Raw genomic sequence first — 15,371 nt, 5'->3', positions numbered from 1 at the left:
GTGCCCCCTGGTGAGGGGGGTGCAGGGCCTTTCCTGCGTTCGGGGCCCGGGAGCATCCGGTGCCCCTGGGGCAGCCGTCCCTCTTCGCTCAACGCAGGCGGAGCACGGCTCCGCCCAGGGGCTTCGGGTGGAAGGACGTCGACTTGCGTCCCATCGAACCACCGCCGGCGGCCGTCGTGATAATGTCGCGCAGTCGCGGAGGGGGAAGCAGGATCACGGTGGCACCTCGGTGTCCTCGCTCGATGGCGGATCGGGCACCTGCCACGTACGACACCAGGTGGGTGGGGACGTCCGAGGTCGCCAGTGCCTCGTCCACCCAGGCAGCAACGCCCCACGCAGCGGATGAACGTCCTGGCGTGTGCAGCACCGAGGCGGTGCCCGCCTCGAGCAGGATGCAAGTGGGCTCTCGCAGCGAGGCGAGTCGCTGCACCAGTGTCTCCGCTTCCGCAGAGGGCAGGGCGTCCACGTGCTCGCCCCCGAGGAGTGCTCTGCCTGCACCCGCCGGCACCACGCGGTGCAGGGCCGTCAGGTCCAGGGGGTGCTCGCCGGGAACGGCTAGCGCAGCCAGGACGGCCGTGGAGGTACCCGGAGCGGTGGCGGCCGCCGCTCGCCGAGCAGTGGCCCACCGGTGGTGCCCGTCGCCGATCAGCCACTGCTGCGAACCGACCGCCCAGCGGAGTTCATCCACCACCGTGCCCGGATCCAGGCGCCACAGGTCCACCTGACCGATGCTGTCGCTGCTCGTGGCGGCGACGTGGTGCCCGCCGAGAACGGCCCTGCGCACCAGCGCGCCGATGTCCGCGGCAGGTCCCGCGGCGCGGTCCGGACCTGCACCGGCGTCCACGAGGAGCAGAGGCTCCGAATCCACACGCACCGCCAGCAACCGCTCTGCCCTGGTGCGTACCGCGTGCTCCATCGTGGCCTCGTGCGGAAGCACCGGACCGCCGTCCTCGACGTCCACCTCACCCAGCAGGAAGCAGTGCGTCCGTCCTGCGCGGCGCTGCTGGAGGACGTACAGCGAGGGGGGGTCCTGGACCAAGGCCCCGCGCCTCAGCCAGTCCACGACCGCTGGTTCCTCACCCGCACCTGCGCCGGAGTACTCGGGGCGCTCCAGGTGGGTGACCAGGTAGGGGTGGGACTCCAGTGCTGCTTCACGCCTGGGTCTCGCGATCTCCGTGTGCGGGGGCGCCAGCACTCCGTGCAGGGGCCCGACCACGTCCTCCCGGTACCGCAACCCGGGGAACGGGCGCAGGAGATCGGTGCGCGCAGGAGGTGCGACGGCCGACCCGGGAGCCGAGGTGTCGGCGCGCGCCCTCGTGCGTTCCCGCTCCACCCGGCGCATCCTACGGTCGAACCGTGGAAGTCGAAGGAGGTCCCGCCGTGCCCGATCGACCGGATGCCGCACCCCCTCGGGGAGGCGGCCCGCGGGAGCCGGGGCGTCCCCGCGGCGGCACCTACGAGTGGCTGCAGCGGGGCCTGGCGCTGCTGGCCGACGGGGAGGCCGCCGCCGCAGCGACCCTGCTGGCCCGCGCGCACGCCCAGGAGCCGTCCTCCACCGGGATCCTCGAAGCGCTGGCGCGCGCGCAGTACGACGCGGGCGACATCGCGGCCGCGGCCGAGTCCTTCCGACGTCTCGCGCACGCCCGGCCGGCCGACGACTACGCTCACTTCGGCCTGGGGCTGAGCCTGAGTCGTCTCGGGCGCTTCGGGTTGGCCGCGGAGCACCTGGCCATGGCCCACGCCATGCGCCCGGACCGGCCCGAGTACGCCGACCGTCTGCGACAGGTCCGCGCCACCTTGGCGGCGCGGCAGAACCCGGGGAGTCCTTGAGCACCACCGAGCACGCCACCGGCCGTGATGCGGCCGCCGCGCCCGCCGCTGTCCTCCGCGGCAGCAGTCGCCCGCTGCTGGGCGAGCACGACGCGCTCCTGCTCGACCTCGACGGTGTCGTCTACGTCGGTCCGCACGCGGTGCCGCACGCCGCGGAGACCCTGCGCCGAGCCGACAGCGCGGGCGTGCGGCTGGCGTACATCACCAACAACGCGTCCCGGCCGCCGGCCACGGTCTCGGAGCACCTGCGTGCCCTGGGTGCCCCGGCACGGGACGAGGACGTGGTCACGTCGGCGCAGGCCGCTGCACGCCACCTGGCCGAGCGGTTGCCCGCCGGATCCCGGGTGCTGCTCGTGGGCGGGGAGGGGTTGCGCGAGGCGCTGGTGGCGAGCGGGCTCGCACCGGTGGGTGACCTCGCGGACGGCCCTGTCGCCGTCGTGCAGGGCTTCTCCCCCGACACCTCGTGGGCGCGGCTGGCCGAGGCCACCCACGCCGTGCGGGCCGGCCTGTGGTGGGTCGCCACCAACCTCGACGCCACCGTTCCCACCCCGGGCGGCCCCGCCCCCGGCAACGGGCTGCTGGTGCAACTGGTGGCGCGGGCCGCCGGCCGGGAACCCGACGTCGTGTGCGGCAAGCCCGAGCGGGCGCTGTTCGACGAGGCCGTCGCGCGCCTGGGGGCGCGGAACGCCCTCGTCGTCGGCGACCGTCTCGACACCGACCTGCAGGGGGCCCGGGCCGCGGGTCTGCTGGGCCTGCTGGTGCTGACCGGCGTCACCGGTGCGCGTGAGCTGCTGACCGCGGCCCCGCACGAGCGCCCGCACCTGATCGGCCGCGACCTGCGCTCCCTCGGCGACGAGCACCCCGAGCCGGTCCTCGAGCACGGTGAGGAGGCGGTCGTCGTCCGGTGCCGTGGCGCCGAGGTCCGCGTCGGTCCCGAAGGGGTGTTCGTCCGCTCCGCCGCCGCCGGGCCGGACGGGCTCGACGTGCTGCGGGCCGTCGCCGAAGCGGCCTGGGCGGTGCGGGACGCGGGTCTGGGCGAGCGCTGGGACGTGGGCGACGAGCTGGCCCGGATCGCCACCCACAGCCTGGACACCGACACCAACGCCCCTGGGGACGACGTGCCCGGTGCCGTCGGGAGCGGCTTGTAACCTCACCCGGGTGACGGACCACCCCGCCCCGACGCCGCGGCCGGCGCCGCCCGCCCGCGCCGCGGCCGGCGCGCCCGGACCCGAGGACACCGCCGCCGACCGCTCGCTGGACGCCGCGCTGGCCCGCCTGGACGACCTCGACGGCCTGGGCGTGCACGAGCACGTCGACGTGTACGAGCACGTCGACCGCGCCCTGCGCGAGCGCCTGGCCGGCGCGGAGGGCTGACGTGGCCCGCCGACTGCGCCTGGACGCCGAGCTCGTGCGTCGAGGGCTCGCCCGCTCCCGCGAGCACGCCAGCGAGCTCGTGGTCACCGGCCGGGTGAGGGTGGCGGGGTCCAGGGCGGCCAAGCCCGCCACCCAGGTGGACACCTCCGCCGCGATCGTCGTCGAGCCCGGCGAGGAGGGGGACGCGTACGTCAGCCGCGGGGCGCACAAGCTCGTGGGGGCGCTGGACGCCTTCCACGTCGACGTCACCGGCCGCCGCTGCCTCGACGCCGGGGCCAGCACCGGTGGGTTCACCGACGTGCTGCTCCGTCGCGGTGCGGGCCACGTCGTCGCCGTGGACGTCGGGTACGGGCAGCTGGCCTGGCCGTTGCGGCAGGACCCGCGGGTGACGGTGCTGGAGCGGACCAACGTCCGCGCCCTGGAACCGGAGCAGGTGGCGCCCGCTCCCTCGCTCGTCGTGGCCGACCTGTCGTTCATCTCCCTGGCACTCGTCCTGCCCGCGCTGGTGCGGTGCGTCACCCCGGAGGCTGAACTCGTGCTCATGGTCAAACCGCAGTTCGAGGTGGGCCGCGAGGCCCTGGGCTCCGGTGGGGTCGTGCGCAGCGCCGAGCTGCGCGCCGACGCGGTCCGCTCGGTCGCGCGCGCTGCCGCCGGGTGCGGTCTCGGCGTGCGCGGTGTGGCGGCCAGCCCGTTGCCGGGGCCCAGCGGCAACGTCGAGTACTTCCTGCACCTCGCCGCAGGCGCTCCCGGGCTCCAGGAGGAGGCGCTCCAGCGCGCCGTCGCCGAGGGACCCCAGGCGGGGTTGTCGTGAGCGCCCGCACCGGGAACCCCGCGGCGGGGGTGCGCACCGTCCTCGTCCTCGCCCACACCGGGCGCGCCGAGGCGGTGGCCGCGCTCACGGACGTCGTCCGCACCCTGCACGCCGCCGGTGTGCGAACCCTCATGACCCCCGACGAGGCCGAGGCCCTCAGCGTCGCCGACCGGCGCCTGGTCGAGGAGCGCCAGCTGGACGGCGCCGTCCAGGGGGCCGAGGTGGTCGTCGTCCTCGGCGGTGACGGCACGATCCTGCGCGCCGCCGAGCTGGTCCGCGGCAGCGAGACCGTGCTGCTCGGCGTCAACCTCGGGCACGTGGGCTTCCTCGCGGAGGCCGAGCGCGAGGAGGTCGTCGAGTCGGTCTCCCGGGTCGTGGCCGGCGACTACCGCGTCGAGGAGCGGATGACGCTGGACGTGGAGGTGGTGATCGAGGGCCGGGTGGTGACGCGCTCGTGGGCGGTCAACGAGGTCTCGGTGGAGAAGGGCAACCGGGAGCGGATGGTCGAGATGGTCGTCGACGTCGACGGTCGTCCCCTGAGCACCTTCGGCGGGGACGGCCTCATCGCAGCCACCCCCACCGGCTCCACCGCCTACGCCTTCTCGGCGGGCGGCCCCGTGGTGTGGCCGGAGGTGGAGGCCCTGCTCGTGGTCCCGATCAGCGCGCACGCGCTCTTCGCGCGCCCCCTGGTCATCGCCCCCACCTCGTGCGTCGGCGTGGAGGTCCTGCCGAGCCTCGACGACGGCGGCGTCGTCTGGTGCGACGGGCGGCGCACCTTCGCCGCGCCCGTGGGGGCGCGCGTCGAGGTGCGGCGCTCGGAGCAGCGGGTGCGGCTGGCCCGGTTGAGCACCGGCGTCTTCACCGACCGGCTCGTCGCGAAGTTCGGGTTGCCCGTCCACGGCTGGCGAGGGCCGCGAGCGGCCGCGGACGGGGGGTGAGCAGCGTGATCGAGGAGATGCGGATCAGGGAGCTCGGGGTCATCCGGGACGCCCGCCTGCCGCTGGGGCCGGGCCTGACGGTCATCACCGGCGAGACCGGTGCCGGCAAGACGATGGTCGTCACCGGCCTGGGGCTGCTCATGGGGGAGCGCGCCGACGCGGCCGCCGTGCGCACCGGGGCGGAGTCCGCCTCCGTGGAGGGGCGGCTGTCCGTGGACCCCGACGGTCCCGCGGCCGCGCGCGCGCTGGACGCGGGCGGCGAGGTGGAGGGCGGCGAGCTGCTCATCGCCCGCACCCTGTCCGCGTCCGGGCGCAGCCGCGCCCACGTCGGCGGACGCAGCGCTCCCGTGGGGGTGCTCGCCGAGCTCGCCGAGCACCTGCTGGCCGTGCACGGGCAGACGGACCAGCTGCGGCTGCGCTCGGCGGCCCAGCAGCTGCGCGTCCTGGACGCCTTCGCCGGGGCGGAGCTCGGCGCGGACCTGAACGCCTACGCCGAGCGGTGGGTGCGCTGGCGCCGCCTGGCGGCCGAGCACGACGACCTCGCCGCGCACGCCGCCGACCGCGCCCGCGAGGCGGAGCTGCTGCGGCTCGGGCTGGAGGACGTCGAGCGGGCCGACCCCCGCCCCGGCGAGGACGTCGCACTGAAGGAGGAGGCCGGCAGGCTCGCTCACGTGGAGGTGCTGCGCACGGCCGCGGCCACGGCCCACCAGGCGCTGACCGGTGAGAGCGCGGGCGCCGAGGAGGGGCCCGCCACCGACGCCGGTGCGGACAGCCTCCTGCAGACCGCCCGGCGCGCCCTGGCGCAGGCCGGGGAGCACGACCCCGCGCTCGCCCAGCTCGCCGCGCGCGCGGGGGAGCTCTCCTACCTCCTGGCCGACCTGTCCACCGAGGTCGCCGAGTACGCGGCCGGGCTGGAGGTCGACCCCGCCCGGCTGGCGGCGGTGGAGGAGCGGCGCGCCCAGCTGACCGCCCTGGTGCGGCGCTACGCGCCCGCCCCCGGCGACGACGGCCTCGAGGGCGTCGACGCGGTCCTGGCGTGGGCGCAGCGCTCCGCGGCCCGGTTGCTGGAGCTGGACGACGACGGCCGGCTGGAGCAGCTGGCCGTCGAGCGCGACGCCGTGGAGCGGGAGCTGCACGAGATCGCCGGGCGCCTCACCGCCGCCCGCACCCGCGCCGCCCGCGAGCTCGAGGAGCGGGTCGCCGCGGAGCTGAACGCCCTGGCCATGCCCAGCGCCCGAGTGCGCGTCGACGTCCGTTCCGCCGGGGGGCTCGGGCCGCACGGGTGCGACGCCGTGGAGCTGCAGCTCGCCGCGCACTCCGGTGCCGGCTTCCGCCCGCTGGCCAAGGGGGCCTCGGGCGGTGAGCTCTCCCGCGTCATGCTCGCCCTGGAGGTGGTGCTGGCGGGCGCCGACCCCGTGCCCACGATGGTCTTCGACGAGGTCGACGCGGGGGTCGGTGGCCGGGCCGCCGTCGAGATCGGCCGGCGGCTGTCCGTGCTCGCGCGCAGCACCCAGGTCGTCGTCGTGACGCACCTCGCGCAGGTGGCCGCGTTCGCCGACGCGCACCTGACCGTGGTCAAGACCGACGACGGCAGCGTCACCGAGTCCGGCGTCGTGCGCCTGGACGACGCCGGCCGGGTGGAGGAGCTGGCCCGCATGCTGTCCGGCCGCGGTTCCGGCACCGCCCGGGCCCACGCCGAGGAGCTGCTGCGCTCCTCCCGCGCCGAGGCGGAGGTCGCTGCCGCCCCGCCACGGGCTCCGTCGGGGCGAGCGCGCCGGCCGCGCGTGCGACGATCGACGGCGACCGCGGAGCGTCCCGGCGGCTGACGCGGGGCGGTGGGCGGTGCAGGGAGCGGATCGGGGACGGGGACGAGGTGGACCGTCGGGTGAGGGGTGAGCGCGTGAGCAGGCGCCGGTGGGGACGCGGACCCGCCCGGGCGGAGGCGTCCGGCGGTGCGTCGCAGGCGCCGGCCAGCACCGTGCAGGGCACCGCCCGCGTCGACCGGCGGACCAAGACCCTGACCAAGCGGCTGCGCTCCGGTGAGATCGCCGTCATCGACCACCTCGACCTCGACCGCGTCTCCGCCGAGGCGCTCGTGGCCTGCGGGCCCGCGGCGGTGGTGAACGCCTCCGCGAGCACGTCCGGGCGCTACCCGAACCTGGGCCCGGAGATCCTCGTCGAGGCGGGTGTCCCCGTGCTCGACGCGGTGGGGACCGAGGTGATGACGGCCGTCGCCGAGGGCTCGCGCCTGCAGCTGGTCGGTGACGAGCTGCGCAGCGGCGAGGAGGTCGTGGCCCGCGGCCGGCGTCTGACGCCGGAGCTCGTGGCCGCCGACATGGAGGCGGCGCGCGCCGGGTTGTCCCTGCAGCTGGAGGCGTTCGCCGCCAACACCATGGAGTACCTGCGGCGCGAGCGCGAACTGCTGCTCGACGGCGTCGGGGTCCCCGACGTGCGCACGCGGCTGGAGGGGCGGCACGCCCTCATCGTGGTGCGCGGCTACCACTACAAGGAGGACCTCGTCACGCTGCGCTCCTACGTGCGCGAGTACAAGCCGGTCCTCATCGGCGTCGACGGTGGCGCCGACGCCATCCTCGAGGCCGGCTGGAGACCCGACATGATCGTCGGTGACATGGACTCCGTCTCCGACGCGGCCCTGCGCAGCGGGGCCGAGGTGGTGGTGCACGCCTACCGGGACGGGCGCGCCCCCGGCCTGGAGCGCGTGCGGGGGCTCGGCATCGACGCGGTCGTGTTCCCCGCCACCGGCACCAGCGAGGACGTCGCGATGCTGCTGGCCGACGACAAGGGAGCCACGCTCATCGCGGCGGTGGGCACCCACGTCACCCTGGTGGAGTTCCTCGACAAGGGGCGCTCGGGGATGGCGAGCACGTTCCTGACGCGGCTTCGCGTGGGCGGCAAGCTCGTCGACGCCAAGGGCGTGTCCCGGCTGTACCAGTCGAGGGTCTCCGACCGGCAGGTCCTGCTGCTCGTGCTGGCGGGCGTGCTGGCCCTCGTGGCGGCGCTCGCGGTGACCCCCACGGGGCAGGCGATCCTGGCGGTGACCGGCGCCCGCCTCGGGGACGTCTGGGTCTTCGCCACCGGTCTCCTCCCCGGGGACGGGCCGTGAGGCGCCGCACCCCGCCCGGCGCACGGCCCCACCCACGACGACAGGACGAGCAGTGATCGACTTCCGGTACCACGTGATCTCCCTGGTGTCGGTGTTCCTGGCGCTGGCCGTCGGCATCGTCCTCGGTGCCGGCCCGCTCAACGAGGGCATCTCCACCGGGATCACGGACCAGGTGCGCCAGCTGACGGAGGAGAGGGAGCAGCTGCGCGCCGAGCGCGACGAGGCCCTGGCCGTCGGCGAGGCGCAGGACGCCTGGGCGGAGGCCGTCGCCCCGGCCGTGGTGGAGCGCCAGCTGGGTGGGCGCACCGTGGCCGTCGTGCAGCTGCCGGGCGCCGACGCCAGCACCACGGACGCGGCGGTGGAGGTGCTGCGCGAAGCCGGTGCCACCGTGCCCGCGCTCGTGACCGTGCAGGACGACTGGACCGACGAGGCGCAGGAGGGCGCGCGGGAGGAGCTCGCCGCTGACCTCGCGGAGCGGCTCGCCGCCGACGGCGGGACCGCGGTCACCGGCGAGGCGCCCGAGGTGCTCGCCGCGGCGCTGTCGCGCGCCCTCGTCACCGGGGACCTCGCGCAGACCGTCGTCGACGATCCCGCCCGCACCGAGCTGCTGACGGCCCTCGCGGACGCCGGGCTGGTGGAGGTCGACGGGGAGGTGACCCAGCGCTCGACCCTGGTGCTGCTCGTCGCCGGCCCGCCCGACGCCGACGCGAGCGACGCGCGCGCCGAGGCGGACACCGCCGCCTGGGCCGCCCTGGCCGAGCAGCTGGACGAGCGGTCCGCCGGTGCGGTCGTGGCCGGCCCCACGGAGTCGTCGGAGGCCGGGGGCGCTGTGGCCGCCGTGCGTGCGGTCGACGAGATCGCCGAGCAGGTCAGCACCGTCGGCGACCTCGACACGGCCATCGGCCGCGTCAACGTGGTGCTGGCGCTGCGCGAGCAGCTGGCCGACCGCTCCGGTCACTACGGCACGGGGCCCGGCGCCACGTCGGTGAGCCCGCCGTTGCCGGCGGCCCTGGCGAACCCCTCGCCCGCACCGGCGGCGCAGTGAGTCCGGCGACGGCGGTGCGCACCGCCGCGGCCGCCGCGGTCGCCGTCCGTGCCGGGCGCGCGCTGGTCCGGCGGCTGCCGGACCACGTGCCGGGCGGGACGGGGCGCTGGGACCGCCGCAACCACCGCGGGGACGTCGTCACCCTCCTGGAGGGACCCGCGGCCGCGCTCGCGGCCGGTGCGGGGGCGGCCGTCGCAGCGGCCCCCTGGAACCGGGCGGGAACGGTCGCCGCGCTGGCCGCGGCGGTGTTCGGGGCGGTGGACGACCTCGGCGAGCGCCGCGGCGACCGGGAGTCCGGCGCCCGCGGGCTGCGCGGTCACCTCGCCGCCCTGCGTCGCGGGCGGCTGACCACCGGGGCGCTGAAGGTCCTGGGGCTGGGGGCCACGGGGGTCGCCTGCTCGGTGGTGGTGGCACCGCGACCACCCCGACGGGCCGGTGAGCTCGCCGACGCGGCGGTGGCGGCCGCCCTGGTCGCCGGCAGCGCCAACCTGCTGAACCTGCTGGACCTGCGCCCGGGCCGGGCGGCCAAGGTCGCCGTCGTCGTGGCCGCCTCCCTGGCCACCGGGACCCCGGGCGGCACCGGGGCGCTGCGGGCCCGCCCGCTGGCCGCGGCCGGCGCGGGTGCTGCGGTCGCCGTCCTGCCCGGGGACCTCGCGGGGCGCAGCATGCTGGGCGACACCGGGGCCAACGCCCTGGGGGCGCTGCTGGGCGTGGCCTGCCTGGCGCGGTGGGACCGCGCCGGGCGCGTCGCCGCGCTGACGGTCGTCACCGGGCTGACCCTCGCCTCGGAACGGGTCAGCTTCAGCCGCGTCATCGAGGCGTCCCCGCTGCTGCGGGAGCTGGACCGGCTCGGGCGTCCGTGAGGGCGGCGCGGTCGGTCGCCGCCGCCGCCGCCTCGGTCGCCGCGCTGACGATCGCCGCGCGCCTGGCGGGGTTCGGGCGCCTGCTGGCGTTCTCGCAGACGGTGGGTGACAGTTGCCTCGGCACGGTGTACGCGACCGCCAACCAGGTGCCCAACGTCCTGTTCGAGGTCGTGGCCGGTGGAGCGCTGGCGGGGGTCCTGGTCCCCCTGCTGTCGGCGCGGTTGGCGTCGGCGGACCCGGCGGACCGGGCGGCGGCGTCGCGCACCGCGTCGGCCGCCCTGACCTGGAGCGTGCTGGTCCTCACCGCGCTCGCGGTGCTCGCCGCCGTGCTGGCCCGGCCGCTGATGGACCTGCTGCTGCAGGGCACGTCCGCGCAGGAGTGCGGTGGGGACCCGGTCGGCACCGGTGCGCTGATGCTCCTGGTGTTCCTGCCGCAGGTCCCGCTGTACGCGGTGGCGGTCGTCCTGGCCGGCGCGCTGCAGGCCCAGCAGTGGTTCACCGCGCCCGCCGCCGCGCCGCTCGTCTCCAGCCTGGTCGTCGGGTCGACCTACCTGCTGGTGGGTGTGCTGGTGCCCGCCCCCGTGGTGCGCGCCGGCCTGGCGGAGGTGCCCTTCGCAGCGGTCGCGGTCCTCGCCGGCGGGACGACCCTGGGGGTCGTGGCGCTGGTGGCCGCCCACGCCCCCGCGCTGCGCTCGGCGGTGCGGTGGCGCCCGGCGCTGCGCCCCGCTCCGGGGGACTGGCCGCGCCTGCGCTCCCTGGCCCTGTCGGGCCTGGTGGTGCTGCTGGCGCAGCAGGTCGTCGCCGTGGCCGTGATCGTGATCAGCAACGACGCCCTGCCGGGTGCCGTCAACCGCTGGAGCTACGCCTGGGCGCTGTTCCTGCTGCCGTACGCGGTGCTCGCCGTGCCGGTGGCCACCGCGGTCTTCCCCCGACTGGCCACCGCCGCCGAGGAGGGGGCGCACGAGGCGTTCGCCGGCCTGCTGGCGCGGGCGGTGCGCACGGTCCTGCTCGTCAGCTCGCTGGGTGCGGCCCTGCTGGCGGCCACCGCTGGTCCCGTCGCCACGGTGTTCGTGGTCGGCCGGGTCGGTTCGGGGCGCACCGACGAGCTGTCCGCCGCGCTGGTGGTCTTCGCTCCCGGCCTGCTCGGCTACGGGCTGACGGCGCTGCTGACGCGAGCCCTGTACGCGCGGGGGGCCGGGCGCGCCGCGGCGGGCGCAGCCGTGGCCGGGTGGGCGCTCGTCCTGGTGGGCATGGTCGCCGGTGCGGCGCTGGCGCCGCCGGAGCGGGTCGTGACCGCTCTCGCCGCGGCGCACGCCGTGGGGTTGAGCGTCGCCGGCGCGCTGCTGGCGCACGCGGTGCGCCGGGTGAGCGGTGCCGGGGCGCTGGCCGGTGCGGGCCGGGCCCTGGTGGCGGCCGTGGTGGCGGCCCTGGTGGCGGCCGCGGCGGGGGCGGCGACGGGCGCCGTCCTGCCGGCCCTGCTGGGGGACCGGGGGCTGCCGGCGGTGCTGGCCGCCGGGCTGCTGGCGGCGGTGGTCGCGGTGGCGGTGTGGGCCGGCACCGCGAGGTTGCTGGCGCCGGCCGACGCGCGGGTGCTGACCGGGTTCGCCCGACGGGCGCTGAGCCGTCGACGGGCGCTGAGCCGTTGACGGGCCGTGGAGGAGAGGACGTGGCGGTGAGCGAGGACGGGGCGGTGAGCGAGGACGGGGCGGTGAGCGAGGACGGGGCGGTGAGCGCGGCCGGTGAGCCGGTGGTGCTGGTGCTGGGCACCAGCGCCGGCGGTGTGGGCCGGCACGTCGCGCAGCTGTGCGAGGGCCTGCGGGGGCGAGGTGCGGCGGTGCACGTGGCCGCCCCCGCGGCGACCCTGGAGCGGTTCGGCTTCGCCGCGGTGACCGCCCCCGTGGACATCGGGGCCTCGCTGGACCCGGTGCGCGACCTGCGCGCCGCGGCGCGGCTGCGGCGGGCGCTGCGGGCGCCCGCGGTGCGCGGTGCGGTGGTGCACGCGCACGGCGTGCGGGCGGCCCTGGTGGCCGTGCTCGCGGTGCGCTCGCTGCGGCCGCGGCCGGGCCTGGTGGTGACGCTGCACAACGCGGTCCTGGGCGCCGGGCCGCGCGCCCGGCTGGGGCGTGCGGTGCAGGACGCCGTGTGCCGTGCGGCCGACGTCGTCCTGGCGGTCTCCGGCGACCTGGTGGAGCAGGCGCGCGCGGCGGGGGCGCGGCGGGTGCGCCGCGCGCTGGTGCCGGCCCCGCCGCTGCCCCCGGGGACGCCGGTGCTGCCGCCGGGGGAGCCGGTGGTGCTCGTGGTGGCCCGGCTGGCGCCGCAGAAGGGGCTGGACGTGCTCCTGGACGCCGCCGGGTTGCTGCGGCACCCGGTGCGGGTGCTGGTGGCCGGCGGCGGCCCGCTGCACGAGGCGCTGGCGGGCCGCGTCGCCGCCGAGCGCCTTCCCGTGCAGCTGCTGGGGGAGCGCGGCGACGTGCCGGACCTGCTGGCCTCGGCGGACGTGGCCGTCAGCGCCAGCGCCTGGGAGGGGCAGCCGGTGTTCGTGCAGGAGGCGCTGCGCGCCGGCGTGCCCGTCGTCGCCACGGACGCCGGCGGCACCGCCGAGGTCACCGGCGACGCCGCGGACCTGGTGCCGGTGGGGGACGCGGCGGCGCTGGCGGCGGCCGTGGACGCCCTGCTGGCGGACCCGGTGCTGCGCGAGGAGCGCTCCGCTCGTGCCAGGCGCCGCGCCGCCGGCCTGCCGGGCGCCGAGGACGCACTGGTGCAGGTGCTGACCGCGCACGCCGAGGCGCGGCGCGCGGCGGGCGGCGCGCGCGAGGACGGCAGCACCTCCGACGTCGGGTAACCTCGAAGTCCGTGGCGAACCGCAGCAACCCCGAGTCCCCCACCCAGCACGTCTTCGTCACCGGGGGGGTGGCCTCCTCCCTGGGGAAGGGCCTGACGGCCTCCAGCCTCGGTCGCCTGCTCCGTGCGCGCGGCCTGCGCGTGGCGATGCAGAAGCTCGATCCGTACCTCAACGTGGACCCGGGCACCATGAACCCGTTCCAGCACGGTGAGGTCTTCGTCACCGACGACGGCGCCGAGACGGACCTGGACATCGGCCACTACGAGCGCTTCCTCGACGTGCGCTTCGACGCGTCGGCGAACGTGACCACCGGTCAGGTCTACTCCTCGGTGATCGCCAAGGAGCGGCGCGGTGAGTACCTGGGTGACACCGTCCAGGTGATCCCGCACATCACCAACGAGATCGTCGACCGGATGCGCGCGCAGGCGCGCGACGACATCGACGTCATCATCACCGAGGTCGGCGGCACGGTCGGCGACATCGAGTCCCTGCCGTTCCTCGAGGCCGCCCGGCAGGTCCGCCAGCGGCTGGGCCGCGACAACGTGTTCTTCGTGCACGTCTCCCTGGTGCCGTACATCGGCCCCAGCGGCGAGCTGAAGACCAAGCCGACGCAGCACTCGGTGGCGGCGCTGCGCAGCATCGGCATCCAGCCCGACGCGGTCGTGTGCCGCTCGGACCGGGAGATCCCCGAGGGCGTCAAGCGGAAGATCGCGTCCATGTGCGACGTGGACGACGAGGCCGTGGTGGCCTGCGTGGACGCCCCGTCGATCTACGACATCCCCAAGGTCCTGCACCGCGAGGGCCTGGACGCGTACCTGGTGCGCAAGCTGAACCTGTCGTTCCGCGACGTGGACTGGACGACGTGGGACGAGCTGCTGCGGCGGGTGCACTCCCCGCGCCGGCGCGTCGAGGTGGCGCTGGTCGGCAAGTACATCGACCTGCCCGACGCGTACCTGTCGGTCACCGAGGCGCTGCGCGCCGGTGGGTTCGCCGAGGACGCCAAGGTCGACATCCGCTGGGTCGCCGCTGACGACTGCGAGACGCCCGAGGGGGCCCGCCGGCAGTTGCGCGACGTCGACGCGGTCTGCGTGCCGGGCGGCTTCGGCGTGCGCGGCATCGAGGGCAAGCTGGGTGCCCTGCGCTGGGCGCGCGAGAACGGCGTGCCGACGCTGGGCCTGTGCCTGGGCCTGCAGTGCATGGTGATCGAGTACGCCCGCAACGTCGCCGGGCTGGCCGGGGCGAGCTCCACCGAGTTCGAGCCGGAGGCCGAGCACCCGGTCATCGCGACCATGGCCGAGCAGAAGCACATCGTCGCCGGTGCCGGTGACATGGGCGGCACGATGCGGCTGGGCTCGTACGAAGCCGTGCTGCAGAACGGGTCCGTGGTGGCCGCCGCCTACGGCAGCGAGCGCATCTCCGAGCGGCACCGGCACCGCTACGAGGTGAACAACGCCTACCGGGAGCAGCTCACGGAGGCGGGCCTGGTGTTCTCGGGCCTGTCCCCGGACCGCGAGCTCGTGGAGTTCGTGGAGCTGCCCGAGGACGTGCACCCGTACTACGTGGCCACCCAGGCGCACCCGGAGTTCAAGTCCCGCCCGACCCGTTCGCACCCGCTGTTCTCCGGCCTCGTCGCGGCCGCCCTGCGCCGCCAGCGCGAGGAGCAGCTGATCGACGTGGACCCGGAGCCGGCCGAGGAGCACGCCGCGCCGCTGCAGGAGCCCGTGCAGGAGCCGGTGGAGCTGTCGGAGGTGACCGCGTGAGCGCCTTCCCGGAGGAGCTGCGCGTGCCCCTGGTCAGCGGTGCGGAGGTCGCCGACGCCCCCGCCCGGCGGCCGCTGCGCTCCAGCGAGGTCGTCTTCACCGGTCACGTCTGGGACGTGGTGCGCGAGGAGGTGGAGCTGCCGGGTGACGACGGTGCGGGCGGCACCGTGGTCCGGGACGTGCAGCGCCACCCCGGTGCGGTCACCGTGCTGGCCCTGGACGGCGGCGACAACGTGCTGCTGATCAAGCAGTACCGCCACCCGGTGCGCCGGGAGCTGTGGGAGCTGCCGGCGGGTCTGCTGGACGTCGCCGGCGAGCCGCCGCTGCGGGCGGCGCAGCGCGAGCTCGCGGAGGAGGCGGACCTGGTGGCGGCTGACTGGGCCGTCGTCGTGGACTGGTTCAACTCCCCGGGCGGTTCCAGCGAGGCCAACCGCATCTACCTCGCGCGCGGGTTGTCCGCGGTGCCGCAGGAGCAGCGGCACACCCGTGAGGACGAGGAGCGCGACCTGGTCCCGGTGCGGGTGCCGCTGGCCGAGGCGGTGCGCGCGGTCCTGGAGGGCCGGCTGCGCAACCCGGGCACGGTGATCGGGGTGCTGGCGGTGCACGCCGCGCAGGCGGCCGGTTTCGCGACGCTGCACCCGGCGGACGAGCCGTGGCCGGAGGGCCTGCTGCGCCGCTAGGTGCACCGACCGCTGAGGTCGCTGACGCGGCCGGGTGCCCCGCGCCCGGCCGCGTCGCTGCCCGCCGCGCGCCGGGGGCTGCCCTAGTGTCACCAGGGTGCTGC

General features: G+C 76.6%; 14 protein-coding genes. 13 read left to right on the top strand and 1 reads right to left on the bottom strand.

Annotation, left to right across the window (positions count from 1 at the left end; all coding sequences use genetic code 11):
• Positions 1-88 precede the first annotated feature (88 nt).
• On the bottom strand, positions 89-1,342 hold the full coding sequence (locus tag V9U69_RS18205) for a DUF1015 family protein (RefSeq protein WP_337063274.1): 1,254 nt from the start codon (positions 1,340-1,342) through the stop codon (positions 89-91).
• A 38-nt stretch (positions 1,343-1,380) separates the two neighbouring features.
• Here V9U69_RS18205 and V9U69_RS18200 point away from each other — a divergent pair, with 38 nt between their 5' ends.
• The 13 genes from V9U69_RS18200 to V9U69_RS18140 all read left to right on the top strand — a co-directional run bounded on the left by V9U69_RS18200 (position 1,381) and on the right by V9U69_RS18140 (position 15,267).
• Complete coding sequence (locus V9U69_RS18200; protein WP_337063273.1) at positions 1,381-1,830, top strand: tetratricopeptide repeat protein; 450 nt, start codon at positions 1,381-1,383, stop codon at positions 1,828-1,830.
• Complete coding sequence (locus V9U69_RS18195) at positions 1,827-2,978, top strand: HAD-IIA family hydrolase (RefSeq protein WP_337063272.1); 1,152 nt, start codon at positions 1,827-1,829, stop codon at positions 2,976-2,978. The genes V9U69_RS18200 and V9U69_RS18195 overlap by 4 nt, the downstream gene beginning before the upstream one ends.
• 10 nt (positions 2,979-2,988) lie before the next feature.
• Positions 2,989-3,204: a hypothetical protein gene (locus tag V9U69_RS18190; protein WP_337063271.1), complete on the top strand. Its 216-nt coding sequence runs from the start codon at positions 2,989-2,991 to the stop codon at positions 3,202-3,204.
• 1 nt (position 3,205) lies between these two features.
• Positions 3,206-4,015, top strand: a complete 810-nt coding sequence (locus V9U69_RS18185; protein WP_337063270.1) for a TlyA family RNA methyltransferase — start codon at positions 3,206-3,208, stop codon at positions 4,013-4,015.
• The gene (locus V9U69_RS18180) at positions 4,012-4,953 is read left to right on the top strand and encodes an NAD kinase (protein ID WP_337063269.1); all 942 of its coding nucleotides are present in this window, start codon (positions 4,012-4,014) and stop codon (positions 4,951-4,953) included. The genes V9U69_RS18185 and V9U69_RS18180 overlap by 4 nt, the downstream gene beginning before the upstream one ends.
• A 17-nt stretch (positions 4,954-4,970) precedes the next feature.
• Positions 4,971-6,779: a DNA repair protein RecN gene (gene recN, locus V9U69_RS18175; protein ID WP_442907825.1), complete on the top strand. Its 1,809-nt coding sequence runs from the start codon at positions 4,971-4,973 to the stop codon at positions 6,777-6,779.
• Positions 6,780-6,853: 74 nt separating this feature from the next.
• Positions 6,854-8,077 carry a putative cytokinetic ring protein SteA gene (steA, locus tag V9U69_RS18170; protein WP_337063267.1) on the top strand — a complete coding sequence of 408 codons (1,224 nt, stop codon included), beginning with the start codon at positions 6,854-6,856 and terminating at the stop codon, positions 8,075-8,077.
• A gap of 52 nt (positions 8,078-8,129) precedes the next feature.
• On the top strand, positions 8,130-9,122 hold the full coding sequence (locus V9U69_RS18165; RefSeq protein WP_337063266.1) for a copper transporter: 993 nt from the start codon (positions 8,130-8,132) through the stop codon (positions 9,120-9,122).
• Complete coding sequence (locus V9U69_RS18160) at positions 9,119-9,985, top strand: hypothetical protein (RefSeq protein WP_337063265.1); 867 nt, start codon at positions 9,119-9,121, stop codon at positions 9,983-9,985. The genes V9U69_RS18165 and V9U69_RS18160 overlap by 4 nt, the downstream gene beginning before the upstream one ends.
• Positions 9,982-11,631 (top strand): lipid II flippase MurJ, encoded by a 1,650-nt coding sequence (locus V9U69_RS18155; RefSeq protein WP_337063264.1) that lies wholly within the window; start codon positions 9,982-9,984, stop codon positions 11,629-11,631. Before V9U69_RS18160 ends, V9U69_RS18155 begins: the two co-directional genes overlap by 4 nt.
• 26 nt (positions 11,632-11,657) lie before the next feature.
• Positions 11,658-12,827: a glycosyltransferase family 4 protein gene (locus tag V9U69_RS18150; RefSeq protein WP_337063263.1), complete on the top strand. Its 1,170-nt coding sequence runs from the start codon at positions 11,658-11,660 to the stop codon at positions 12,825-12,827.
• An 11-nt stretch (positions 12,828-12,838) separates the two neighbouring features.
• Positions 12,839-14,587 (top strand): CTP synthase, encoded by a 1,749-nt coding sequence (locus V9U69_RS18145; RefSeq protein ID WP_337063262.1) that lies wholly within the window; start codon positions 12,839-12,841, stop codon positions 14,585-14,587.
• Positions 14,584-15,267 (top strand): NUDIX hydrolase, encoded by a 684-nt coding sequence (locus V9U69_RS18140; protein WP_337063261.1) that lies wholly within the window; start codon positions 14,584-14,586, stop codon positions 15,265-15,267. Before V9U69_RS18145 ends, V9U69_RS18140 begins: the two co-directional genes overlap by 4 nt.
• Positions 15,268-15,371 lie beyond the last annotated feature (104 nt).

The sequence above is a fragment of the Kineococcus sp. G2 genome (genome assembly GCF_037154035.1).
Taxonomy (GTDB): Bacteria; Actinomycetota; Actinomycetes; order Actinomycetales; family Kineococcaceae; genus Kineococcus.
This window is presented reverse-complemented; position numbering and strand designations above follow the sequence as displayed.